The 21,147-nt window shown below is 56.9% G+C and carries 26 protein-coding genes and 1 pseudogene; 22 read left to right on the top strand and 5 right to left on the bottom strand.

What is annotated here, in order from left to right; translation table 11 throughout:
- Nucleotides 1–40: 40 nt before the first annotated feature.
- The 18 genes and pseudogenes from rplE to rplQ all read left to right on the top strand — a co-directional run.
- Nucleotides 41–589 (top strand): 50S ribosomal protein L5, encoded by a 549-nt coding sequence (gene rplE / locus VEV40_RS12575; protein WP_324832752.1) that lies wholly within the window; start codon nt 41–43, stop codon nt 587–589.
- Nucleotides 590–603: 14 nt separating this feature from the next.
- Complete coding sequence (locus tag VEV40_RS12570) at nt 604–789, top strand: type Z 30S ribosomal protein S14 (protein ID WP_158749679.1); 186 nt, start codon at nt 604–606, stop codon at nt 787–789.
- A gap of 129 nt (nt 790–918) precedes the next feature.
- Nucleotides 919–1,317, top strand: a complete 399-nt coding sequence (gene rpsH / locus VEV40_RS12565) for a 30S ribosomal protein S8 (RefSeq protein ID WP_186741207.1) — start codon at nt 919–921, stop codon at nt 1,315–1,317.
- Between the two features lie 229 nt (nt 1,318–1,546).
- Nucleotides 1,547–2,086 (top strand): 50S ribosomal protein L6, encoded by a 540-nt coding sequence (rplF, locus tag VEV40_RS12560; RefSeq protein ID WP_324832746.1) that lies wholly within the window; start codon nt 1,547–1,549, stop codon nt 2,084–2,086.
- Between the two features lie 152 nt (nt 2,087–2,238).
- Nucleotides 2,239–2,595 carry a 50S ribosomal protein L18 gene (gene rplR / locus VEV40_RS12555; protein ID WP_324832744.1) on the top strand — a complete coding sequence of 119 codons (357 nt, stop codon included), beginning with the start codon at nt 2,239–2,241 and terminating at the stop codon, nt 2,593–2,595.
- Between the two features lie 88 nt (nt 2,596–2,683).
- On the top strand, nt 2,684–3,193 hold the full coding sequence (gene rpsE / locus VEV40_RS12550) for a 30S ribosomal protein S5 (RefSeq protein ID WP_324832743.1): 510 nt from the start codon (nt 2,684–2,686) through the stop codon (nt 3,191–3,193).
- Nucleotides 3,194–3,195: 2 nt separating this feature from the next.
- Complete coding sequence (rpmD, locus tag VEV40_RS12545) at nt 3,196–3,384, top strand: 50S ribosomal protein L30 (RefSeq protein ID WP_324832742.1); 189 nt, start codon at nt 3,196–3,198, stop codon at nt 3,382–3,384.
- A gap of 69 nt (nt 3,385–3,453) precedes the next feature.
- Nucleotides 3,454–3,894 carry a 50S ribosomal protein L15 gene (gene rplO / locus VEV40_RS12540; protein ID WP_324832740.1) on the top strand — a complete coding sequence of 147 codons (441 nt, stop codon included), beginning with the start codon at nt 3,454–3,456 and terminating at the stop codon, nt 3,892–3,894.
- A 41-nt stretch (nt 3,895–3,935) separates the two neighbouring features.
- A complete protein-coding gene (gene secY, locus VEV40_RS12535) occupies nt 3,936–5,333 on the top strand; it encodes a preprotein translocase subunit SecY (protein WP_324832739.1) in 1,398 nt (465 codons plus the stop codon).
- Nucleotides 5,334–6,050: an adenylate kinase gene (locus VEV40_RS12530; protein WP_324832737.1), complete on the top strand. Its 717-nt coding sequence runs from the start codon at nt 5,334–5,336 to the stop codon at nt 6,048–6,050.
- Between the two features lie 7 nt (nt 6,051–6,057).
- Nucleotides 6,058–6,810 carry a type I methionyl aminopeptidase gene (gene map / locus VEV40_RS12525; RefSeq protein ID WP_324832736.1) on the top strand — a complete coding sequence of 251 codons (753 nt, stop codon included), beginning with the start codon at nt 6,058–6,060 and terminating at the stop codon, nt 6,808–6,810.
- Between the two features lie 48 nt (nt 6,811–6,858).
- A complete protein-coding gene (gene infA / locus VEV40_RS12520) occupies nt 6,859–7,077 on the top strand; it encodes a translation initiation factor IF-1 (protein WP_026442745.1) in 219 nt (72 codons plus the stop codon).
- Nucleotides 7,078–7,260: 183 nt separating this feature from the next.
- Nucleotides 7,261–7,374 carry a 50S ribosomal protein L36 gene (gene rpmJ / locus VEV40_RS12515; protein ID WP_324832732.1) on the top strand — a complete coding sequence of 38 codons (114 nt, stop codon included), beginning with the start codon at nt 7,261–7,263 and terminating at the stop codon, nt 7,372–7,374.
- Between the two features lie 171 nt (nt 7,375–7,545).
- Nucleotides 7,546–7,932, top strand: coding sequence for a 30S ribosomal protein S13 (gene rpsM / locus VEV40_RS12510; RefSeq protein WP_324832730.1), 387 nt, complete (start codon nt 7,546–7,548; stop codon nt 7,930–7,932).
- The gene (gene rpsK / locus VEV40_RS12505) at nt 7,932–8,351 is read left to right on the top strand and encodes a 30S ribosomal protein S11 (RefSeq protein WP_324832728.1); all 420 of its coding nucleotides are present in this window, start codon (nt 7,932–7,934) and stop codon (nt 8,349–8,351) included. The genes rpsM and rpsK overlap by 1 nt, the downstream gene beginning before the upstream one ends.
- Before the next feature lie 124 nt (nt 8,352–8,475).
- Entirely contained in the window at nt 8,476–9,105 is a 630-nt protein-coding gene (gene rpsD, locus VEV40_RS12500; RefSeq protein ID WP_324832726.1) for a 30S ribosomal protein S4, read from the top strand.
- Between the two features lie 334 nt (nt 9,106–9,439).
- Nucleotides 9,440–10,537 (top strand): DNA-directed RNA polymerase subunit alpha, encoded by a 1,098-nt coding sequence (locus VEV40_RS12495; RefSeq protein ID WP_324832725.1) that lies wholly within the window; start codon nt 9,440–9,442, stop codon nt 10,535–10,537.
- 75 nt (nt 10,538–10,612) lie between these two features.
- Nucleotides 10,613–10,960: pseudogene (rplQ, locus tag VEV40_RS12490) on the top strand (50S ribosomal protein L17); the annotation flags it as partial.
- A 357-nt stretch (nt 10,961–11,317) separates the two neighbouring features.
- Here the strand turns inward: rplQ and VEV40_RS12485 are convergent.
- The 3 genes from VEV40_RS12485 to guaB all read right to left on the bottom strand — a co-directional run bounded on the left by VEV40_RS12485 (nt 11,318) and on the right by guaB (nt 16,420).
- Complete coding sequence (locus tag VEV40_RS12485) at nt 11,318–12,973, bottom strand: carboxypeptidase regulatory-like domain-containing protein (RefSeq protein WP_324832722.1); 1,656 nt, start codon at nt 12,971–12,973, stop codon at nt 11,318–11,320.
- 20 nt (nt 12,974–12,993) lie between these two features.
- Entirely contained in the window at nt 12,994–14,664 is a 1,671-nt protein-coding gene (locus VEV40_RS12480) for a carboxypeptidase-like regulatory domain-containing protein (protein WP_324832720.1), read from the bottom strand.
- Between the two features lie 232 nt (nt 14,665–14,896).
- Entirely contained in the window at nt 14,897–16,420 is a 1,524-nt protein-coding gene (gene guaB, locus VEV40_RS12475; RefSeq protein WP_324832718.1) for an IMP dehydrogenase, read from the bottom strand.
- A gap of 167 nt (nt 16,421–16,587) precedes the next feature.
- Between guaB and VEV40_RS12470 the strand changes: the two genes are divergently transcribed.
- Both VEV40_RS12470 and VEV40_RS12465 read left to right on the top strand, forming a co-directional pair.
- Nucleotides 16,588–17,316: a hypothetical protein gene (locus tag VEV40_RS12470; RefSeq protein ID WP_324832716.1), complete on the top strand. Its 729-nt coding sequence runs from the start codon at nt 16,588–16,590 to the stop codon at nt 17,314–17,316.
- 9 nt (nt 17,317–17,325) lie between these two features.
- Nucleotides 17,326–17,976, top strand: a complete 651-nt coding sequence (locus VEV40_RS12465) for a hypothetical protein (RefSeq protein WP_324832715.1) — start codon at nt 17,326–17,328, stop codon at nt 17,974–17,976.
- 6 nt (nt 17,977–17,982) lie between these two features.
- On the opposite strand, the gene VEV40_RS12460 is transcribed toward VEV40_RS12465, so the two are convergent.
- Together VEV40_RS12460 and VEV40_RS12455 are read right to left on the bottom strand one after the other, a co-directional pair.
- The gene (locus VEV40_RS12460; protein ID WP_324832713.1) at nt 17,983–18,471 is read right to left on the bottom strand and encodes a DinB family protein; all 489 of its coding nucleotides are present in this window, start codon (nt 18,469–18,471) and stop codon (nt 17,983–17,985) included.
- A 50-nt stretch (nt 18,472–18,521) separates the two neighbouring features.
- Entirely contained in the window at nt 18,522–19,256 is a 735-nt protein-coding gene (locus VEV40_RS12455) for a class II aldolase/adducin family protein (protein WP_324832712.1), read from the bottom strand.
- 359 nt (nt 19,257–19,615) lie between these two features.
- Here VEV40_RS12455 and VEV40_RS12450 point away from each other — a divergent pair, with 359 nt between their 5' ends.
- Nucleotides 19,616–19,849: a hypothetical protein gene (locus VEV40_RS12450; RefSeq protein WP_324832710.1), complete on the top strand. Its 234-nt coding sequence runs from the start codon at nt 19,616–19,618 to the stop codon at nt 19,847–19,849.
- 673 nt (nt 19,850–20,522) lie between these two features.
- Nucleotides 20,523–21,110, top strand: coding sequence for a ribosome maturation factor RimP (gene rimP / locus VEV40_RS12445; protein ID WP_324832709.1), 588 nt, complete (start codon nt 20,523–20,525; stop codon nt 21,108–21,110).
- Nucleotides 21,111–21,147: the final 37 nt, after the last annotated feature.

The raw sequence follows: 21,147 nt of genomic DNA, 5'->3' as shown, positions 1-21,147 counted from the left end.
GGCAATTGCCACTCCGAGGCCGGAGAGAAGAGAGACAGCAATGGCAGCAAGACTGAAAGAGAAGTATCAGAAGGAAATCAAAGGCGCGCTCCAGAAGGAGCTTGGCCTTGAGAACACGATGGCGGTTCCGCGCCTGGAAAAGATCGTCCTGAACATGGGTCTGGGCGAATCGACGCAGAACAACAAGATGCTCGACCCGCTCGTGGCGGACCTTGCGTCAATCACCGGACAGAAGCCGGTGCTGACCAAGGCGAAGAAATCCATCGCGGCCTTCAAGGTCCGCGAAGGCATGTCGATTGGTGCGATGGTCACGCTGCGCGGCGATGCGATGTACGAGTTTCTCGACCGCCTGATTTCCGTGGCACTGCCCCGCGTGCGCGACTTCCGCGGCGTTTCGACCAAGAGCTTTGATGGCCGCGGCAACTACACGCTTGGCCTGCGCGACCAGTTGATCTTTGCTGAAATCGATTATGCGAAGGTCGACAAACTGAAGGGCATGAACGTCACCATTGTGACTTCGGCCCAGGATGACAACTCGGCGCGCGCGCTGCTTAAGCAGTTTGGCATGCCGTTCCGCCAGACGGCGTAAAAGGATTTAGAGATATGGCAACCACTGCAAAAAGAGTAAAAGACGCCCGCAAGCCGAAGTTTTCTTCCCGCCAGCACAACCGCTGCAAGCTGTGCGGACGCCCCCGCGCTTACCTGCGCAAGTTCGGCGTTTGCCGTCTGTGCTTCCGCCAACTGGCGCTTAAGGGAGAGATCCCCGGCGTAGTGAAGTCAAGCTGGTAGGACTCGCCGTCCAGGCAATCGCGCCTTGTGGCGCCAGACAATTTCGCGTTCAAGTACGATGCTGAACGCATAAAACATTCCCGCAGGTTCTCTGCTGACGCAGAGCGAACGGGGGATGAAGGAGAAACGATGAGCTTTACCGATCCAGTAGCAGATTTCCTGACGCGCCTGCGGAACTCGATCCGCGCGCGCCACCAGAAGCTGGATGTTCCGGCCTCGAAGCTGAAGACCGAGATCGCCCGCATTCTGAAGGAAGAGGGCTATATCGCCAATTACAAGGCTGCCGAAGAAAATGGCCGCAACGTTCTGCGCGTCTATCTGAAGTACGGCGCCAACAATGAAGCCGCCATCCGCGACCTCGCGCGTGTTTCGCGCCCCGGCTGCCGCGTCTACATTGGCCGCGATGAGATCAAGCGCGTGCAGGGTGGGCTTGGCATCAGCATCATGACCACGCCCCGCGGCGTCATGACCGGACGTCAGGCACGCAAAGAAGGCGTAGGCGGCGAGATACTCTGCGAAGTCTGGTAGGGCTGCGCGTCCAGCGAGACGCGCGGCGCGCCATTCTTGGCAAGATTTGATGTTGTGATCGCGCCTTTGGCGCGAATGTAGATTTAGGAATTACTTTAAAGGTTTTGGGTAGAAGCACCGGCCTTTAGGCCGGTGAATGAAGCGATGAAAATTGAGGGGCTTTAGCCCCGGAGGCTGCAGTGGAACGGATTAAAAATCCGGGACTCGCAAGCCGCAAAGGATTTGAGAAATGTCGCGTATTGGAAAGAAGCCGATCCCGTTGCCGCAGGGCGTGAAATACACCGTCAAGGGCAATACGGTCGTCGTCGAAGGCCCGAAGGGCAAGGTCGAGCAGGTGATTCCTGCCGGCGTCAAGCTGGAAACGCAGGATGGCCACATCGTCGCCACCCGCGAGAACGATTCGCAGGCTGCGATTCACGGTCTGACCCGCGCTCTGGTTGCCAATGCTGTCGAGGGCGTAACCAAAGGCTGGTCGAAGGACCTGGATATTGTCGGCATCGGTTACCGCGTTGAGTTGAAGGGCAAGGACGTAGTGGTATTTACGCTCGGCTACTCTCACCAGATCGAGTTCCCGCTGCCTACGGGCATCACGGCGGCAATCGACCCCAAGCAGACCCGCATCACCATCAGCGGCATTGATCGCCAGAAGGTCGGCCAGGTGGCCGCCGATATGCGTTCGCTGCGCAAGCCCGATCCGTACAAGAACAAGGGTGTGCGCTACTCCGACGAGAAGCTGAAGAAGAAGGTTGGCAAGACGGGAGCTAAGTAATGCCGTTTGCGCGGCGTGAGCGAACCGAAAGGTGAGCGGGAGTCGCGCGGCATTATCCTGAGGAGCGCGTAGCGCGACGAAGGATCTCTAAGCTGAAGTGGAAACCGAACGGACCCGCAAGGCGGCTCCGCTGTTAGGAAGGAAGACGAGAAATGATTTCGCAGAGAAACAGAAACGAAATTCGCCAGCGCATTCACGAGCGCATCCGCGAGAAGGTTACCGGCACAGCAGAGCGCCCGCGCCTGAATGTCTACCGCTCGGTGAACCACATCTATGCCCAGGTCATTGACGATGCCAAGGGCACGACGGTGGTTTCCGCGTCGAGCAAGGCCGCCAAGATGAAGACAGGCGGCAACGTTGCGGCAGCGAAAGAAGTGGGCAAGCTGGTGGCCGAGCGCGCGCAGGAAAAGGGCATCAAGAAAGTTGTGTTCGATCGCGGTGGCTATCTCTATCACGGACGCATCAAGGCCCTTGCCGATGCGGCGCGCGAAGCAGGTCTCGAGTTCTAATTTTGAGTTTCGTAAGGGCACGGCTTTAGCCGTGCCGTAAAAGCAGGATAGATTTGGGGCTTTAGCCCCCGAGGAAATCAGGAAGCGAATGGCAACACTGAAAAAGAAACTGGATGCCGGACAGTACAACCTGAAGGACCAGGTTGTCGCGATCAACCGCGTGACCAAGGTGGTCAAGGGCGGCAAGAACATGTCCTTTGCCGCACTGGTGGTTGTGGGTGATCCGGGTGCCGGCGTCGTGGGCTTCGGCTCGGGCAAAGCGAAGGAAGTGCCGCAGGCAATCCGCAAGGGCATTGAGTCGGCGAAGAAGAACCTGGTCCGCGTGAACCTCACCCAGACCACCATCCCGCATCAGGTGCTGGGCCGCTTCGGCTCGGGACAAGTGCTGCTGAAGCCGGCTCCGGAAGGTACGGGCGTGATCGCTGGCGGCGCAGTGCGCGCGGTGATGACCTCGGCTGGCGTGCAGAACGTTCTCACCAAGAGCCTGGGCACGGCCAATCCGCACAACGTGATCAAGGCGACCTTTGACGCTCTGGTTCAGCTGCGCGACCGCGAGGAAGTGGCAGCCATTCGCGGCAAGCAGGTACAGGAGTTATAGTCATGGCCGAAACCAAGACAAAGATTAAAATTCAGTATTATCGCTCGTTCATTCAGGCCCCCGTGAAGCACAAGAAGGTCGTCAAGGGCCTCGGCTTTACCCGTCTGAATCAGGTTGTCGAGCGTGAAGACACGCCATCGATTCGTGGCATGGTCAAGGCCGTGCCGCATCTTGTCAGGATTGTCGAGTAACAACGCGCCTTCGGCGCAATAGAAGCGAGTCGGTCGGGGCAATCCTGACCGGCGTATAGCGAGGACATTATGAATCTCTCCAATCTCAGAGCGCCGAAGAAGGCGAACACCAACAAGAAGCGCGTGGGCCGCGGTATGGGCTCCGGCATGGGCAAGACCTCGACCCGTGGCCACAAGGGACAGGGTTCCCGTTCGGGCTCGAGCCTGATGCGCGGTTTTGAAGGCGGCCAGATGCCGCTGCACCGCCGTCTGCCAAAGCGCGGCTTCACCAACATCTTCCGCACGGAATACACCGTTCTGAACCTCGATCGCCTTGTTGAATTGGGCGAGAGCGAGCTGACCATCGAGTTCTTCGCCGCCAAGGGCCTGCTCAAGAAAAATGAGGGTCTGCTCAAGGTTCTGGGCAATGGCGAGCTGAAGAAACCCATCACCGTGCATGCGCACAAGTTCTCGAAATCCGCCCAGGAAAAGATTGAGAAGGCGGGCGGCAAGGCAATTCTGGTAGCGTAAGGCGAGAGGGTCTATATCAGGCCCGTAGGAACCGGTTTTCAATGTTTGAGAAATTCGCCAATATCTTCCGCATCCCCGACCTGCGCAAGCGTGTTCTGTTCACAGCGGCGATGCTTGCTGTCTACCGCCTCGGCGCGTTCATCCCGACACCGGGTGTAAACGCCACCGCGCTGGAGCACTTCTTCGATTCGCAGGCGGGCAGCTCACTCGGTCTCGTCAACCTGTTCAGCGGCGGCAACCTGCGCCGCCTCACGGTGTTTGCGCTGGGCATCATGCCGTACATTACGGCGTCGATTATCTTCCAGTTGCTGACAGTGGTCTATGAACCGCTGGCGCGTCTCCAGAAAGAAGGCGAACTGGGCCGCCGGAAGATCACGCAGTGGACGCGCTATGTCACCGTTCTGCTGGGAATCGTGCAGTCGCTGGCAATTGCGCTCACCCTGCTGCACGGATCGGGCGACCTGCAACTGGTCATCAACCCCGGACCGGGCTTCGTCTTGATGACAGTGCTGACGCTGACCACCGGCACCACCTTCATCATGTGGCTGGGCGAGCAGATAACAGACCGCGGCATCGGCAACGGCATGAGCTTGCTCATCTTTGCCGGCATCGTGGTTGGCTTGCCGCGTGCCATTCAGGAATTGATTGAGACGGCCAAGGCCGAGAAATTCGGTGCATTCACCGTTCCGGCATTGATTTTGCTGGTTGCGGCCATGATTGCGGTTGTCGCCTTCATCGTCTTTGTCGAGCGCAGCGAGCGCCGCATTCCGGTACAGTACGCCAAGCGCATCGTCGGGCGCCGCCTGATGGGCGGCCAGTCCACGCACCTGCCGCTGCGGGTCAACTCCGGCGGCGTGATGCCGATCATCTTCGCGGCATCAGTCCTCTCGGCCCCGCTGTTGTTTGCCAATACGGCGGTTGTGCATAACAGCGCGTTCCTCACGCGCGTCTTTGATGCCCTGCGTCCGGGCGAGCCCTGGTACGAGTTGCTGTACATGGTCTCCATCGTTTTCTTCGCATATTTCTATATCTCGATTGTCTTCCGTCCCGACGACATCGCGGACAATATGCGAAAGTATGGCGGCTTCATTCCCGGCATCCGTCCCGGCAAGCGTACATCGGACTTCATCAACGACATCCTGACGCGCATCACGCTGGTCGGCGCGATTTACCTCATCGTGGTCGCAATCATTCCGCAGCTTTTGATCAGCGGCATTCACCTGAACCACCTCTGGCTGATAGGCCCCATGTTTGAGCGCCTGCCGCTCTGGGTGACAAACGGCCTCGGCTTCAACTTCTATTTTGGCGGCACATCGCTGCTGATTGTTGTCGGCGTCGCCATGGACACCGTCAACCAGGTGGAATCGCACCTCATCATGCGTCACTATGACGGCTTCTCACCGCGCAGTGGACGCGTCCGTGGAAGGCGGGCCTGGTAAGTGGCTGTCGCTGTGATCGAAACGCGAACGGCGGAGGGAAAGACGGTGAAAGTCACGCCGGGGCCCATTCTTTTGCTCGGAGCTCCGGGGGTTGGCAAAGGCACACAAGCCAAAGAGATTGTATCGGCCTGGGGAATTCCGCAGATCTCTACCGGAGACATCCTGCGCTCTAACGTCTCCGGTGGCACCGAACTGGGCAGGAAGGCCAGGGCCATCATGAATCGGGGCGAACTGGTCTCAGACGGCCTTGTCAATGAGATGGTGGCTGACCGCCTGCAACAGCCGGACACCGCTAACGGCTATATTCTGGATGGTTTCCCGCGCACGCTGGGCCAAGCCGAATGGCTGGATTCGTATCTGACAGCCCGTCCGGGCAGCCTTCCAGTCATTGCTGTCAGCATTAAAGTAGGATATACTCAGTTACTGCGCCGTATTACCGGCAGGCGCACCTGTCCAGTCTGCAAGAGCAGCTATAACATCTACTTGCAGCCGCCCAAGGCCGATGAGAAATGCGACCTTGACGGCACGCCTTTGACGCGGCGCTCAGACGACACGGAAGAAGTTTTTGAGGAGCGGATGCGGACGTATGAGTCGCTGACAGCTCCGGTAGTGGAGCACTACCGTGCTTTGGGACGATTTGAAGAAGTGGACGGAGAACAGCCGGTGGACGCAGTTGCAGCCGCAGTGATGGCTGCTGTTCTGCGTTTGCGGGGATGAACGGCTGATGGCGATCATGATTAAAACGCCGCAGGAAGTAGAAAAGATGCGGCGCAGCGGAGCGGTGGTTCGCGAGATTCTGGATTACGTGAGCGGCTTTGTGAAGCCGGGCGCGACGACCATGGATCTTGAAACCGCAGCCGCAGCTAAAATCGCCGAGTTGGGAGCGACCCCGGCATTCAAGGGCTATCGTGGATACCCTTGCGTGCTTTGCACGTCGGTCAATAGTGAAGTGGTGCACGGCATTCCATCGGCGAACCGTGTGCTGCGTGAAGGCGACATCGTCTCCATCGATACGGGCGTAATTATCGATGGCTATTACGGCGATTCGGCGATCACCGTGCCGGTGGGTCAAAAGATTGCGCCGAAGACGCAGCGCCTTCTGGACGTGACAAAGGCGTCGCTCGAAAACGGCATCCGCGCCGTAAAGGTGGGCGCATACCTCGGCGATATCGGCGCCGCGGTGCAGGAAGTAGTGGAAGCCGACGGCTTCAGCGTAGTGCGGGAGTTTGTCGGGCACGGCATTGGTACGCGACTGCATGAAGATCCGCAGGTGCCGAATTTTGGCCGCCGTGGACAGGGTTTGAAGCTGCGGGAAGGCATGGTGCTCTGCATCGAGCCAATGGTGAACTCGGGCAAGCCGGATGTGCAGGTGTTGAACGATGGCTGGACCGCGGTAACGCAGGACGGAAGTTTAAGCGCGCATTTTGAACACACGGTAGCGGTGACAGCAGACGGCGCTGTGGTTCTTACGCAGTAAAGTTTTTGAGGCGAGGCCTGCGAAAGGCAGGCGGAATCGGGATACTGATTGTCGAAGGAAGACGCGATTGAGGTAATGGCAACGGTGCTGGAGACTTTGCCGAATGCCATGTTTAAAGTCGAGCTTGAGAATAAGCACCAGGTGCTGGCGCACGTCTCAGGCCGCATGCGAAAGAACTTTATTCGCATTCTCCCTGGTGACCGGGTTGCCGTAGAGTTGAGCCCGTACGATTTGACGCGTGGGCGCATCGTCTACCGCTATAAATAACAGGGCACAGCGCTCAGGGCGCTGGGCTCAGGTTTCGTAAGGGCACGGCTTTAGCCGTGCCGATGAAGAATGAAGAGAAAGGGGCTTTAGCCCCCGAGGTAAGGGTAAAAGCACCGGCCTTCAGGCCGGTGAATACAAGGCAAGATTTAAAGGGGCTTTAGCCCCGGCCAGTTAGGGAGCATCATGAAGGTTCGTGCATCGGTAAAGAAGATTTGTGACAAGTGCAAGATCATTCACCGCCGTGGTGTGGTGCGCGTGATCTGTGAGAACCAGAAGCATAAGCAGCGCCAGGGCTAAGGCTCAGGTGTCTGATCCGGACAGGTAGAATCTGAAAGCGGTGGGGCTAGTTAGCCAGGAAAGGCTTGCGATGAACCCCAGGATTCAAACAAAACCCTGTCAGTAACGCCGATCTGAAGTCAGATCAGCATAACCGCCCAGGAAATCCTGAGCACTAAGAGAAGGACAAGCATGGCACGTATTGCTGGCGTCGATCTGCCCCGTCAAAAACAGGCACGGATCGCGCTCACTTACATCTTCGGGATCGGCAACCCGCGTGCGCTGCGCATCCTTGGAGCTGCGAACGTTGATCCGTTCAAGAAGGTCCAGGATCTCGGCGAAGACGAGGTAAACCGCATCCGCCAGGTCATCGAGGAAGAAGGCGATGTAGAGGGCGACCTCCGCAAAGACACCTCGATGCACATCAAGCGGCTCATCGACATCCAGTCCTATCGCGGACTGCGTCACCGCCGGGGTCTCCCAACCCGTGGCCAGCGCACACACACCAATGCGCGCACCCGCAAGGGCCCGCGTAAGGGCACGGTAGCGAACAAGAAGAAAGCGACGGCGAAGACCTAATGGCAAAAGCACAGCAGGGCGCCGGCAAGGCCGCCACCAAGAACAAGAAGTTCAAGAAGCGCGAACGCAAGAATGTGCCGTACGGTCTGGTCTACATTCAGGCTTCGTTCAACAACACCATCGTCACCATCACCGACGGTCAGGGCAACACGATCTCGTGGAAGAGCTCGGGTTCGCTCGGTTTCCGCGGGTCGCGTAAAGGCACTCCGTTCGCGGCCCAGCAGGCAGCCATCAATGCGGCCAATCAGGCGCGCGATCATGGTCTGCGCTCCGTCGATGTCCGCGTCGCTGGTCCCGGATCGGGCCGCGAATCAGCAGTGCGCGCTCTGGCAGCGGCTGGAATCGAAGTCCGCTCCATCCGCGACGTCACCCCGATTCCGCACAACGGCTGCCGTCCGCCGAAGCGTCGCAGAGTGTAAGTTGCGTTTCACCGCGTGGCATTAGGCTGCGCGGTGAAATTGCGGTAAAATTAAAGGGTTTGGACTGGGACGAAGCGCATGCCTGCGCGTAAACCAGTCGGCCTCTGAAACCAGGAGAAGAGAATTGGCACGTTATACCGGAGCAGTCTGCCGCCTTTGCCGTCGCGAAGGCACCAAGCTTTTTCTAAAGGGCACCAAGTGTTTTTCTGACAAGTGCCCCATTGAGAAGCGCAATTTCGCCCCCGGCCAGCATGGCCGCGACCGCAAGGCGAAGATCGTAGGCTACGGCCTGCAGCTTCGCGAAAAGCAGAAGGCGAAGCGCATCTATTTCACCCTCGAAGGTCAGTTCCGCGAGTACTACGAGAAGGCCTCGCGCGCGCAGGGCGTGACCGGTGAGCGCCTGATCCAGCAGCTTGAATGCCGTCTGGACAACGTCGCCTACCGTCTTGGCTACGCAACTTCGCGTCGCCAGGCCCGCCAGATCGTGCGCCACGGCCACGTCGAGGTCAACGGTCGCAAGGTGAACATCCCTTCGTATCAGTTGAAAGTCGGTGACGAGATTAAGGTGCGTCCCAACAGCCAGAAGCTGTCGGTGCTTGAAACTTCGCGCGAGTTCGCCAGCCACCAGCCCGCTCCGACATGGCTCTCGGTTGACCATGCGAACCTGTCGGGCAAGGTGCTATCGCTGCCCAAGCGCGAAGACGTGCAGTTGCCGGTCAACGAACAGCTGATCGTCGAACTTTACAGCAAGTAATCGCTGAGAACGCAGACTTCCTACTGGCCGTCATTCTGACGACAATAGGAAGGAAGAATCTCAGGTTTTTAGGTAAAAGCACCGGCCTTTAGGACGGTGAATAAAGGCGATAGGACCGGGCTTTAGCCTTGGCCAGCTTTGTATCAGGGCACGGCTTCAGCCGTGCCGCTACAGGTCCTCACAAAAGGGGCTTTGGCCCCTGAGGTAAAAGGTTTTCGAGTCCTTGACTCGAAAGATGTACGCCGCAGCAATGCGGTGAAATTTCAATCAATGGAGAAAACAGACGCAGACGCTGCAGAATGCTTCGCGGCCCTGGGTCAGGAGAAAAGTCGATATGCTTTGGAGAGGATTTCAAAAGCCGAAACGGTTGGCGGTCGATAACGAATCGCTGACAGAGAAGTATGGGAAGTTCAGCGCTCAGCCCTTTGAGCGCGGCTTCGGAACCACCATTGGCAATGCGCTGCGCCGCACGCTGCTTTCGTCCATCGAAGGCGCGGCTGTTACCGCAGTCAAGATCGAGGGCGTTCTGCACGAGTTCCAGTCGATCACTGGAGTCGTGGAAGACGCGACCGACATCATCCTGAACTTGAAGCAGATTCCCTTCAAGTTGAGCGGCGAAGGCCCCAAGGCGCTCTATCTGCGCGCCGAGAAGCCGGGCGTCGTGACCTCAGGCATGATTGAAGCCGATGGCGACGTGGAAATTCTCGACAAGGACATCTATATCGCAACCGTGAGCGAAGGCGGCAAGCTGGACATGGAAATGCGCCTCAAGCGCGGCCGCGGCTACATCTCTGCTGACAAGAACTTCGACTCCGATCTCGGAATCGGGTTCATTCCGGTTGACTCCGTTCACTCGCCTGTCCGCAAGGTCAACTACACCGTTGAAGCAGCGCGTCTCGGTCAGATCACCGACTATGACAAGCTGACGCTCGAAGTCTGGACCAACGGCACCGTTGCTCCGGCTGATTCGATTGGTCTGGCGGCGAAGCTGCTCAAGGACCACATGAGCATCTTCATCAACTTCGAGGAAGAGATCGAAGCCGAGGCGCAGGCCGAAGAAGGCCGCACGCTACTGCGGAATGATAACCTGAACCGCTCGGTCGAAGAGCTGGAATTGAGCGTTCGCAGCTACAACTGCCTGAAGAATGCCAACATCCAGTCGATTGGCGAGCTGGTGCAGAAGACCGAAGCCGAGATGCTGAAGACCAAGAATTTCGGCCGCAAGTCCCTGAACGAGATCAAGGAAATCCTTGCTCAGATGGGCCTTTCGCTCGGCATGAAGATCGACGAGCACGGCAACGCTGTGCCCGGACCGACCAGCGTTCTGCCCTCGGCCACGCTGGCTGCGGCAAGCTTCGGCCGGTACGATGACGACGACGAAGGACTGGATGAGGCGGACCTTCCGCTGCAGTCCGAACCAGAGAACTTTTAACAGGGCATAGGTCACAGGGCACAGAAGTGGATACTGAGCCCTGTGCCCTGAGTGCTGAGACCTAAGGAAGAAACCATGCGCCACCGCAATGCAGGATACAAACTCGGACGCAACACCAGCCACCGCCGCGCTCTGCTGCGCAACCTGGTAACGTCCGTCATTCTTGAAGACCGTGTCGAGACGACCGTCGCCAAGGCGAAAGCCGTTCGTCCGCATGTGGAAAAATTGATCACCCTGGGCAAGAAGGGCGACCTGCATGCGCGGCGTCAGGCGCTTTCTTTCCTACAAACCCGCGATGCCGTAACCCGCCTTTTTGACACCGTAGCGCCGCGTTATGGCGACCGCAATGGCGGTTATTTGCGCATTGTGCGCCGTGGTTTCCAGCAGGGCGACGGCGCCGAGAAGGCGTTTCTCGAACTCCTCGGGGCCGAAAAGCTTCTTGACGAAAAGCGCCAGAAGCGCGCCGAAACTCGCGCCAAGAAGCGTGAGGAACTGCAAAAGGCCATGGCCGAAGAGCAGGCCCAGGCTGGCGAAGGCGGCGAGCAGCAGTCGTAGAAGAGTGCTGTCATCCTGAGCGTAGCGAAGGATCTGTTTTAGCGTCGGCTTGACACAGCCTTCTACAATTAACTTGTAAGCACAAAGGCATGGCCCCACTCGGCTATGCCTTTATTTTCAAGACGTAAGTAATTGAAAATAAACGATCCCCGTACAGAATCGATACTGTAAGTCACAGAAAACAAAGGATCCCCGTACAGAATAGGCAAGGGGTAGCCTGACTGGCTATTTAGGCTGAACTTCAACCGCTCCCTTGAGCGCCGTTGTCTTCGCATTTCGCTCCGTCACGGTCACAGGTTGGCCGTGCGCCAGGTAGTGGCCGATGACATTCGGATCGGCCCAATTCAGCGGCCACCCATCGTCGATGGCGACGACGGTGTATATGCCGGGAATGACGTCGAGCAGGGCAAAGCTTCCATCCGAGTCGGATTGATCGCGGCGGAAAAGGTGGCAGTTGTTGGCCGGGTCTTGCGGCACGAGCACGATCATCGCACCGGGGGCGGGCTTACCGTCTTTCTTCGCGAAACCCGTCACTTCTAGATTTGGATCGGCATAGACGGTCGCGGCAATCATCACAGGATTGCTGCCGATGGTAATGCGGTCGCCATCAACCTGCGCTCCGGTTGCAGCGAGCTTCGCGACGAAGAAGCGTTTGCCGCTGATCAGTCCCTCCAGACGGTATTTGCCTGGACGGATATTGGCCAACTCGAAGTCTCCATCTTTGTTTACGAGAGAGCCGTTCCCGCCCTGTTCATCGGAAGGTGTCAGGGAGACGACAGTGTTCGGCGGCAGCGATTCGCCGGAAGCCATCGCCAGCTTGCCGGTGACGTTCGCAGTCTGCAGTCCTGTGCCGGCGTCCACACTCTGGTCGGAGGTGACATCGACAGTGGTGAGCCGCTCAGCTGGCGAGGTGGGACCAGCATTGACATGAATTTGGTATTCTCCCGGCGCGACGCTGATTTCAGTGAGTCCTGGCGCAATAAAACGGCTGCTAGTGTCGGCATATTCCGGCATACCGAACACCTCTCTGGAGACGCCGGGCATTGGCGTCCCTTGACGAGGGTCATCGGGCACAGGCATGTGAACGAGCAGATGAATCGCGGGCTGTGGGTGAAGTGCGAAGTTGATCTGTACCCGGTCGCCACCTTTTAGCGGGATGGGAGTGGCGTCGTCTGGGTTGGTGACATCGGCGTAGAAGGTGATTGGGTAGACCAGATCGAGCGGTGAGTGTTGGATGTCTTTTGCAGCAGCTTCCGGCGTTCCTGAGAACCGTACCATGCCTGGGCCATTGTCCGCGTACCACGGGTGTCCCGTTGCGGCGATGAAGTAATCGCCCGGCGGCAGGTTTGGGAACTCATAAGCGCCGTTGTCGTCGGTATTTGTGGCGCCTGCCATCTGAATTTTCTCGATGCCGCTGTTGTTGGTCTGGCGGTAGAGGGAGACACGGGCATTCTCCACCGGATCGCCTGAGTCTTCGGAAACAACGCCGGAGATGACGGCATCGGGAACCAATCGCAGGACGAGGTTTTCAGAGTTGAGTCCTTCACCAGTGACAATGGCAGTCGAATACTGGTAATGCTCGTCATATGAGGCGGAAATAAATCCGCGACGCGAGCCTGTCAGGGCATATTTCGCGGCGGGAAGATGGTCGAAGGTAAATTTCCCGTCGGGGCCGGTCTGCATGGCTTGAACAGTGGCGAAATTGCGCGGAAGAGCAATGGACACGCTGGCACGATCGAGCGGTTCGCCGGTGGCGGAATTCACAATGGTTCCCGTGATGCGATAAGGGCCGTCGCTTTTCTGTTGGGCCGTCAGGCGTGGACTGCCGGTATAGAACAAAGCAGCGGCACATGCGGCGAGAGCTACACAGACGTGAAGCATTCCAGATGGCCTGAACCGCATCATGGTTGCGTAGACTCCGCCGAGGTCACATCAAGATCAATGCTGGCTGTGCCGTTCGGCTCCAGCGTAACTGTCTGCCCTCTGTCTGCGTACTCCTGCAATGCTTTGGGGTTGTGATATTCAAGATCGACCGGATGATCTAGGGCGAAGACGCGGTATGTTCCGGGCTGAAGGTTGGGTATATTCACTGTCTGCTGCAAAGGTATGGATTCCTGCACTCCGGATGATGTAGCAAACTGCGGAACCAAATAGAGATAACCAAGTGGAGCTTGAACAGGAGCTTGCAATAGGAAGTTTTCAGATGGCGATGTTGATTCCATCGGCTGAGGTGATCCGTTCTTCACGCGCACCGACAGTGTCGCCATGTCGTTGCGCAGCACGATGTCGATAGGCGCTGCCGCGCCACCCGGTCCAATGACCAGCGAATCGCGGGCGAGGTCGGTTTCTCCGGAGGTGATCGACGCGACATAGCCTTGATTTGCATAGGCCTGGACCCAGTATCTTCCCGGCAGAGCATTTTCCAGGAGCCATGAAGAGTCGTCGCTGCCCGGTTCGTGGCGGATATTCACGCCGTCAGATTCGTCGCCTGCCACAGAGAAGAACATCAGGTTGACGTCGCGGGAAAACTCAACCTGCTTGCCATTCTCGATTTCGATTATTTGTGGTGGGCTGTTGGTTGACGCGAATTCTTTGTGGATGGTCACGGGTATGGGATGGATTGGCAGGACCGCTAAACTGCCCATCCGTACTGGCGTATTTCGCACTGTGATTGGCTGGCTCATGAAACCCGGCGTGGGTGGATAAGTCTGGATGGAAACGGTATAACTTCCGCTCGGAAGCCATGCGCGGAACTGCTGTTGCCGCGAATCGTAGAACATCGATACGTCGTTCAAGCGGCCGTTTTCATTGGATATCTGCATCGAATATCCTTGGGGATTTGCAACCGGAATGGTTACAGAATAAAAAGGCACGCGCGTCAGGGACAGTTCAGCATTCAACTGTTGTCCGGGGCTGATTTTTAAAAATCCCGCCGCGTTATCACCTCCTTCCTGCGGATAGGAGGCAGAAGGAAATCCCCATCGCACTGGGGCTTGTGATGAAGCGACGTCGGGATCAATGGAAGCGACCGTATTGAGCTTGTAATCACCCGGCTGAAGATTTCCAAACCGGAACGTTCCTTCACTATTTGTTACTTTCATTCCAAAAGGTTGCCAGCGCGCTCGGCCTTCCTGTATGGTGCGGCGCATCAGTTGAACGCGGATATTGCTGCCCGAGTCAGAGGAAGGCAATATGATATGACCTTCAATCACTCCAGCCGGCTCAAGTTGGAGGACATGGTCGGGAACGTTTGGCTCAACTGCGATAGGCAGGTCTAGGTCGCGACCAGAGCCGAGGGCGAAAAATCCGGGACGGCGGGCCTGCAACATACTTCTTCCTGCAGGAATGTTGGCGAAGTCGAAGCGGCCTTCGTTATCAGTTAGCAATGAGCTGGAATTTGCTCCGGCAAGGGTGACCAGGACGCGGGCAATTGGCTCATGTGTGACGCTGTTGAGGACTGTGCCGCGGACGTCGAAAGTTTGCGGGCTGCTGGTTTCCTGTGCCTGGGGGAGGCTGGCAGGAATGATGAGCAGCGCGGCGCACAACACAGAAACTGTTCGCGAGTGAGCCATGCTGATCACAGAGTAGGCTGGAACCGATTCAGGCGCTGTCGTTATTTTATGAAAAAGCAAACGGCGTCAGAAGCTGTTCTTCAGACGGTAAGAAAGTGAAAAGGGTAGACAAAGGTCGCAGATTCGCGGCCAGTGAGGGAAAGCAGATCTTCGTCGCCTTCCCACCCCAACTCGCAAACATCGCGCGAGTCGGGGACCCGGATCGGCTTCTTAGGATGACAGCGCTTCGTTTCTACTCGACGTGATAGTTCGGAGCCTCGCGTGTGATGATGACATCGTGGACATGGCTTTCACGCAGGCCAGCGTTCGAGATGCGCACGAAGCGGGACTTCGTTTGCAGGTCTTCAATGGTGGCGCAGCCCAGATAGCCCATTCCGGAGCGCAGCCCGCCGACAAGCTGGTAGACCATCGCCTCAAGCGGTCCGCGATGGGGCACGCGGCCTTCAATGCCTTCAGGGACGAACTTGGCAAGACGATTCTGTCCATTGCGTTCGCGTGCGACAACGCCTTCCGTGCGTGTTGGCGCTTCTTCGAAATCGCGGCTGCTCTGGAAGTAGCGCTCGCCGGAGCCTTGCGCCATAGCAGAGAGCGACCCCATGCCGCGATAGGCCTTGAATGAACGGCCCTGATAGAGGATGGTTTCGCCGGGGCTTTCATCCACTCCGGCAAAAAGCGAGCCGATCATAACGCTGCTCGCGCCTGCTGCAATGGCTTTGGCCACGTCGCCGGAATACTTGATGCCGCCGTCGGCGATGATGGGAATATTGTGCTCGCGACCTGCGCGGTAAGCTTCGCTGATGGCGGTAATCTGCGGCATGCCCGCGCCCGTGACCATGCGCGTGGTGCAGATGGAACCGGGACCAATTCCAACTTTGACGGAGTCTGCGCCAGCGTCGATGAGCGCTTTTGCGCCTTCATAAGTAGCGATATTGCCGGCGAGCAGCTCCACATCCGGGAAGCGCATTTTCACTTCGCGCACGGCTTCGAGAACGCGGGAAGAGTGGCCGTGGGCCGAGTCGATGGAAAGAACATCGACGCGATTCTGGACCAGGGCGGCGGCGCGCTCCAGGTAGTCGCCGGTAGCGCCAATCGCGGCTCCCACGCGCAGACGGCCCTGAGTATCTTTCGACGCGTTGGGGTATTTCAGCTTTTTCTGAATATCTTTTACGGTAATCAGGCCCTTGAGCTCGTACTGGTCGTTAACGACCAGGAGCTTTTCAACACGATGCTGATGGAGAATCAGCTCGGCTTCTTCCAGCGTTGTGCCGACGGGGACGGTGATGAGATTATTCTTCGTCATCACGTCGCCGATGGGGACATCAGTGCGGGTCTCAAAGCGTAGATCGCGGTTGGTGAGGATGCCGACCAGTTTTTTGTTCTTGGTTACCGGCACGCCGGAAATTTTGTATTTCCGCATGACATCGAGCGCATCAGAGATGAGCTGGTCCGGAGTCATGGTCACCGGATCGACGATCATGCCGCTTTCCGACCGCTTCACCTTGTCCACTTCACTCGCCTGCTGCTCAATGGTCAGATTGCGGTGAACGATGCCAATGCCGCCCTGCTGGGCCATAGCGATGGCCAGACGCGATTCTGTCACGGTGTCCATGGCGGCGCTTAAGAGCGGCGTATTCAATAAGATGCGGCTGGTAAGCCGGGTCTGCGTGCTGACCAGGGCAGGGACAACTTCACTATAGGCGGGTACCAGCAAAACGTCGTCGAACGTTAAGGCTTCGGGGACGGGATGTTCAATCATTGTGTTCCGTAGGTGCGAAGGCTGCTTCGCGGGCTAAAGGCCAGTCTACTGTGGCGTTTCGTTTGAGTTCATTCGATTGTAGAGGGGTTGGGCCTGTACCGCAATCTCGCGGAACCCAGGCGCGGCTGCGTTCGTATCGATGTTTAACGGTATTCATGGGAGTTCCTATGGCATTTCGTGGCGGTCTTCCGGCAGTTCGTAGAGCGGCATGCGTACTGGCTCTAGTGGTTCTAGGAGCGGGTACGGCATTATGCGCTGATGACAAGCAAAGCGGTAATAAGGACTGCGACGGAAGGCCGCTGACTGCTGCTGACCGCGAATTCCAGCAGCAGCCTGGAGATGTGCTTGAGCCCCAACATCTTGAGATCGTCCGGCCCTTCAGCGGAACCGGCAGGCTTGACGTGAACGTTTGCGATGCACGACTGATTGTTCGCGTGAAGCCGGACGCCAAAGACCTGAAAGTCTCAGTCGATCTCGGAGACAAGTCCAAGACGTCTGCATTGGGCTTCGTTCATGTCCTGAAAGTTGCTCCGGACAATGGCGTGCTTCTTTTGAAGTTTCCTGAAGATGCCCATGCAGTTGTGACCTTGACTATCCCGATGAGCAAGGGACTGGAGAGTGAATTCAATCTTGGCAAAGGTGATTTGAATTTCGACGCTATCGGCAGCGCTGGCCAGCGGGAAATCAATGTGGGCTACGGACACGCAAAGCTGCTGGTCGAGGGCGATAAGAGCTACTCCGATATGCAGGTGAACATCGGTATGGGATCGCTCCACGACCACAGGCCCGGGGGACATGATGGGCACTTTGTCGTGAGCAGGAACTATAGCGGCAGCGGTGACGGTTCACTACAGGTGAATGTCGGGATGGGCAGCCTGGACATTGCTCAGGAATAGGAGGCACTTATGTTTTCCAAGGCGTTATGGGCGGGCATTGCTCTAATTTGCGTGAGTGCGGCGTATGCGCAGGATGCTTCCTCGCGGCAGAAACTTGAATTGCCGAAGCCGAACCCTCTGGTTATCAGCAAAACTCTTCCGGCAAACGGCACGCTGGTGATGGAGATGAATGTCGGCGAGGTTCGCGTTGTTCGTAGTGATGATCAGAAAACGATCCGGCTCACGATTGAGCCGGAGGCATTCTACGATGATGCGACGGTGCAGTCATGGGTGAGGCGATTTGATGTAGCAGGTGACCGCGCTTCCATCGACTTGAACTTGCCGAAGCACCAGAACAACCATGAAGGGGCGCGCATCACGATTGCACTTCCAGCGCAGACGGACCTGAAGCTGGAACTCGGCGTCGGCGATTTGTCGGTGAAGGGCATCGAAGGCAACAAGGACCTGCATGTTGGCATTGGGCAGCTTACTGTTGGTGTGTCCGACGGCGCAAAGTACAACGACATCCGCACCGGAACGAAGATTGGCGATGCTGAGGACGCTGTCTCTCATCAACATTCGGGCGGGTTCTTTCCAAAAACGCAGCACACTTCGCTGCAAGGAATCTATAAGCTGCGTGCGACGGTGGGCATTGGTCAGGTGGATGTGGTGCAGGACTGAGCTGGCTTAGGCGTCCGCCGCTTTGCTGGCAATCGCTTCCAGTTGCAACAGATGGTTTACATCGTGACCGGCCATGGTTTCTACGATGGTCTGAAAGGTCATGGTTCCGCGTTCCGGGTGGGTGACTGCTTTCGCGCGGTCTTCAGGCTTCGTATTTCGGATAAGAGCAAGGTTCCAGCGGCGGAGGGAAGAAAAGACAGCGAGCGCTGACGGAGCGTCATAGGCCGCATAGGTTGCGGCCCATATCTCTTGATCAAAAGGCTGGATGACGTGGTTATCTTCCGCTAATGTCTGCCGCAACCGGTAAGCGAAGGTAATTTCGCAATCCGCCAGATGGGTGAAGATTTCGCGGGCGTTCCACTTCCCCGGAGCGGAAGATTTTTCAATGCCGGCGGGGCCAAGCCTGGTAAAAAGTGTGCCAAGCCTGGCGGGAGTTTCAGCGATGATTTCCTGCGCATCGCGACCGCCGAGGAATTTTTCGTAGGGATTCAGCACGAGCGATCACCCGAAGAGAACTACACCTTTGTAGCATAATCCTTTTCGGCTTATATCCGGCAATTAGAGCGGTAGCGATTACGGGCCGTTTGTAGTTTTCGGATGGCATCTTCTTCAAGCAAGCGTGGACAGCCAAGTTCGTGAGCGGCAAGGCACACCTGGGCGAAATGCTCTGTCGTTTCCAGTTTCATGAAAGCATCCAGCAGGTCTTTGCCATAGGTGACGAGGCCGTGGTTGGCCATCAGGATGGCGTCGTGATCGAGGAGGTAGGGTCTAAGGCTGTCGCCCACTTCATTGGTTCCCGTAGTTGCATATTCGGCGAGGGGGATTTTCCCCAAGGTCATGATGAGTTCAGCGCAGAGCGGCATATCGAGTGCCATGCCGCACGAAGCAAATGCTGTGGCAATAGGCGGATGCGCGTGAACGACGGCCTGGACATCAGGGCGCGACTCGTAGACAGCCAGGTGCATGCCGATTTCACTGGTAACGTTGCGCGTACCCGCGAGCAGCTTACCGTCGAGGTCCACGACGACCATATCCGATGGGCGCAGCAGATATTTGCTGCAGCCTGTAGGGGTGGAGAGAATGCGCTCGCTGTCGAGGCGAACCGAGAGGTTTCCCGAGGTTCCCGGTGCGAAACCGAGCCGATACATCCATTTGGAATAACGCGTAAGCTGGCGTCGCACCTCGCGATCGGGCCGTTCGATATTAACAACGTTCGCCGCCGATGCAGAGCGGACCGGCGCAAGAGGTTCTGTCAGAGTGATTACCGGCTGCGACGTCATGCGAATGCGACCTCCCTCTGTAGGCTTCTGTATCTACTGACGTATTTCCCTAGACGTTCTGACAGATGAAACGGTTTTCTAAAAGCAATGCCCAGGTCAAATCCGCGACCAGAGAGTGGATCTGTACCAAGCTGAACATAGATAACGCCGATAGCGCGTTCTGGCAAGTTATTTTCGAGTCTCTTCACGAAATCCCCAAAATTTTGCGGAAAATCATTTCCGTTTTGGATTTGGACTGGCAGGCTGTCCCCCGATAGGAGGGAATGGAAGACTCTCTAGCAGCGCTGGACGCAGCCTGCTTCGCAGGGGGGCAAAAGGCCCGGGACAGGAAAATCCGCAGGCGGCGCCGGCTTGTCTGAATGCCGCGATTTTGGGGACAATATGCCGACGAGCCAGAAGGCAAAGAAGGCAAAAGTGGATATCAGGAAAAGGATGACTTGGAGGGCCTTGAGCGTGGTTTCCGGAGGATCAACCCAAGGCGCGATGCAGAGGGTGAGCACACAGATAAGACACAGCAATACCACAACGACTTTTATGGCACGCCCCATTCTGCAAAAATCGTAGATGGATTTCTTACGGTTGGCAACCGTTGAGGCAGGATTGGACCCATTATTGAGATCATTTATTTGCCGCCAGATTTTGGCAATCCTCATTGCTTAGGAGATGTATTTGGGTTATTCGCACGTTGATGAATTTCTGCAAGGGTCTTATCAACCTGTCCCCTGAGTCGTCTTCATCATCGGTTCGTATATATCGACCACTTGCAAGCCGCGCCCGTACCTTCTCGCACCATTGCCGGCCATTTTGTCATCGTGGCTATATGACAGAGCGAGCGATATCCCGGCACTCCGCTAACCGAGTTGGACGTCCGAATCTGCGACCATGTAGCCTGAATCGCACCCATCGTTCTATGTTGATTCGCAATAGTCTTAGGCTCGGGATTGCCGAATCATTTGCTGGCGGATTGGATGGATATCAAACAACCGCAATTCAACACAAAGAGGTTGCTATCCGATTCATTGCAATCTCCCTTAGACAGTACTGCCACCATATGATAGCGAACGCAGTGCTTTTATTACCTGATCTTCAGTTGCCTTTTGGCGGGGCTGAGAATTTGGCCCAGAATGCCGTTTGAAATCGCGCGCTGACAGGAGTATCCTGAAATAGCAGACGAGTTTGTCCGTGCCTGTTCGTGAGTCAGCCGGGGCGCGGAGGAATGAGTGGGCGAAAGCCCACTTTTCTTTTGCTGCAAACTCAATTCAACGCATGGCATTGCTTCTGGACCAAATTCGCGCCACGGCGCAGCGGGTTGCCGCTTCGCACGGTCTTGATGTGATTGAAATTGAGCACCAGGGCGGCGGCAAACATCGCATTTTACGTGTGTTTATTGAGAAGAACGCCGAGCAACGAGCGAAGCTGGCCGAGGCCACTAAGGCTCGGAATCCGGAAGAGAGTTTTCTCCCGTCGGACGTGGAAATCGACCAACTGGCGGGCATCACGCATGAGGATTGCCAGCAATTCAGCCAGGATTTCGGTACGGTTCTAGATGTGGAAGACTTGGTTCCGGGGGCGGAATATACACTGGAGGTTTCCTCACCCGGCCTGGACCGCAAGCTGTACGGCGAGCATGATTACCGGCGTTTCAGAGGCAGCATGGTGAAGCTGCAGACCTTTGAGCCGGTTGCGGGCAACCGTCATTGGCATGGCAAGCTCACAGAAGTAAATGGGCGTGGCGTTGTGCTGGATTTGTCCGCAATGAAGCAAAAGGGCAGGAAGAAAAAGGACGCGGCGAGCGAGACGGTCGAAATCGAGTTCTCCAATATAGAAAAGGGGAACCTCGTTCCGGAGTTCTGAAAATTTGTAATCTGCCATCCTTTCGCAAGTGCTCGAA

The sequence above is a fragment of the Alloacidobacterium sp. genome, from assembly GCF_035631355.1.
Lineage (GTDB): Bacteria > Acidobacteriota > Terriglobia > Terriglobales > Acidobacteriaceae > Alloacidobacterium.
This window is presented reverse-complemented; position numbering and strand designations above follow the sequence as displayed.

Excerpts from the sequence above, each read along its gene's own strand:
- rplO (WP_324832740.1), top strand. The coding sequence starts at position 3,454 with ATGAATCTCTCCAATCTCAGAGCGCCGAAGAAGGCGAACACCAACAAG.
- rpsM (WP_324832730.1), top strand. The coding sequence starts at position 7,546 with ATGGCACGTATTGCTGGCGTCGATCTGCCCCGTCAAAAACAGGCACGG.
- VEV40_RS12450 (WP_324832710.1), top strand. The coding sequence starts at position 19,616 with ATGCCGCGATTTTGGGGACAATATGCCGACGAGCCAGAAGGCAAAGAA.
- map (WP_324832736.1), top strand. The coding sequence starts at position 6,058 with ATGGCGATCATGATTAAAACGCCGCAGGAAGTAGAAAAGATGCGGCGC.
- rpmJ (WP_324832732.1), top strand. The coding sequence starts at position 7,261 with ATGAAGGTTCGTGCATCGGTAAAGAAGATTTGTGACAAGTGCAAGATC.
- rplR (WP_324832744.1), top strand. The coding sequence starts at position 2,239 with ATGATTTCGCAGAGAAACAGAAACGAAATTCGCCAGCGCATTCACGAG.
- VEV40_RS12495 (WP_324832725.1), top strand. The coding sequence starts at position 9,440 with ATGCTTTGGAGAGGATTTCAAAAGCCGAAACGGTTGGCGGTCGATAAC.
- VEV40_RS12465 (WP_324832715.1), top strand. The coding sequence starts at position 17,326 with ATGTTTTCCAAGGCGTTATGGGCGGGCATTGCTCTAATTTGCGTGAGT.
- VEV40_RS12480 (WP_324832720.1), bottom strand. The coding sequence starts at position 14,664 with ATGGCTCACTCGCGAACAGTTTCTGTGTTGTGCGCCGCGCTGCTCATC.
- rpsE (WP_324832743.1), top strand. The coding sequence starts at position 2,684 with ATGGCAACACTGAAAAAGAAACTGGATGCCGGACAGTACAACCTGAAG.
- VEV40_RS12570 (WP_158749679.1), top strand. The coding sequence starts at position 604 with ATGGCAACCACTGCAAAAAGAGTAAAAGACGCCCGCAAGCCGAAGTTT.
- VEV40_RS12455 (WP_324832712.1), bottom strand. The coding sequence starts at position 19,256 with ATGACGTCGCAGCCGGTAATCACTCTGACAGAACCTCTTGCGCCGGTC.
- rplF (WP_324832746.1), top strand. The coding sequence starts at position 1,547 with ATGTCGCGTATTGGAAAGAAGCCGATCCCGTTGCCGCAGGGCGTGAAA.
- rimP (WP_324832709.1), top strand. The coding sequence starts at position 20,523 with ATGGCATTGCTTCTGGACCAAATTCGCGCCACGGCGCAGCGGGTTGCC.
- guaB (WP_324832718.1), bottom strand. The coding sequence starts at position 16,420 with ATGATTGAACATCCCGTCCCCGAAGCCTTAACGTTCGACGACGTTTTG.
- VEV40_RS12485 (WP_324832722.1), bottom strand. The coding sequence starts at position 12,973 with ATGCTTCACGTCTGTGTAGCTCTCGCCGCATGTGCCGCTGCTTTGTTC.
- VEV40_RS12470 (WP_324832716.1), top strand. The coding sequence starts at position 16,588 with ATGGCATTTCGTGGCGGTCTTCCGGCAGTTCGTAGAGCGGCATGCGTA.
- secY (WP_324832739.1), top strand. The coding sequence starts at position 3,936 with ATGTTTGAGAAATTCGCCAATATCTTCCGCATCCCCGACCTGCGCAAG.
- rpmD (WP_324832742.1), top strand. The coding sequence starts at position 3,196 with ATGGCCGAAACCAAGACAAAGATTAAAATTCAGTATTATCGCTCGTTC.
- rplE (WP_324832752.1), top strand. The coding sequence starts at position 41 with ATGGCAGCAAGACTGAAAGAGAAGTATCAGAAGGAAATCAAAGGCGCG.
- rpsH (WP_186741207.1), top strand. The coding sequence starts at position 919 with ATGAGCTTTACCGATCCAGTAGCAGATTTCCTGACGCGCCTGCGGAAC.
- rpsK (WP_324832728.1), top strand. The coding sequence starts at position 7,932 with ATGGCAAAAGCACAGCAGGGCGCCGGCAAGGCCGCCACCAAGAACAAG.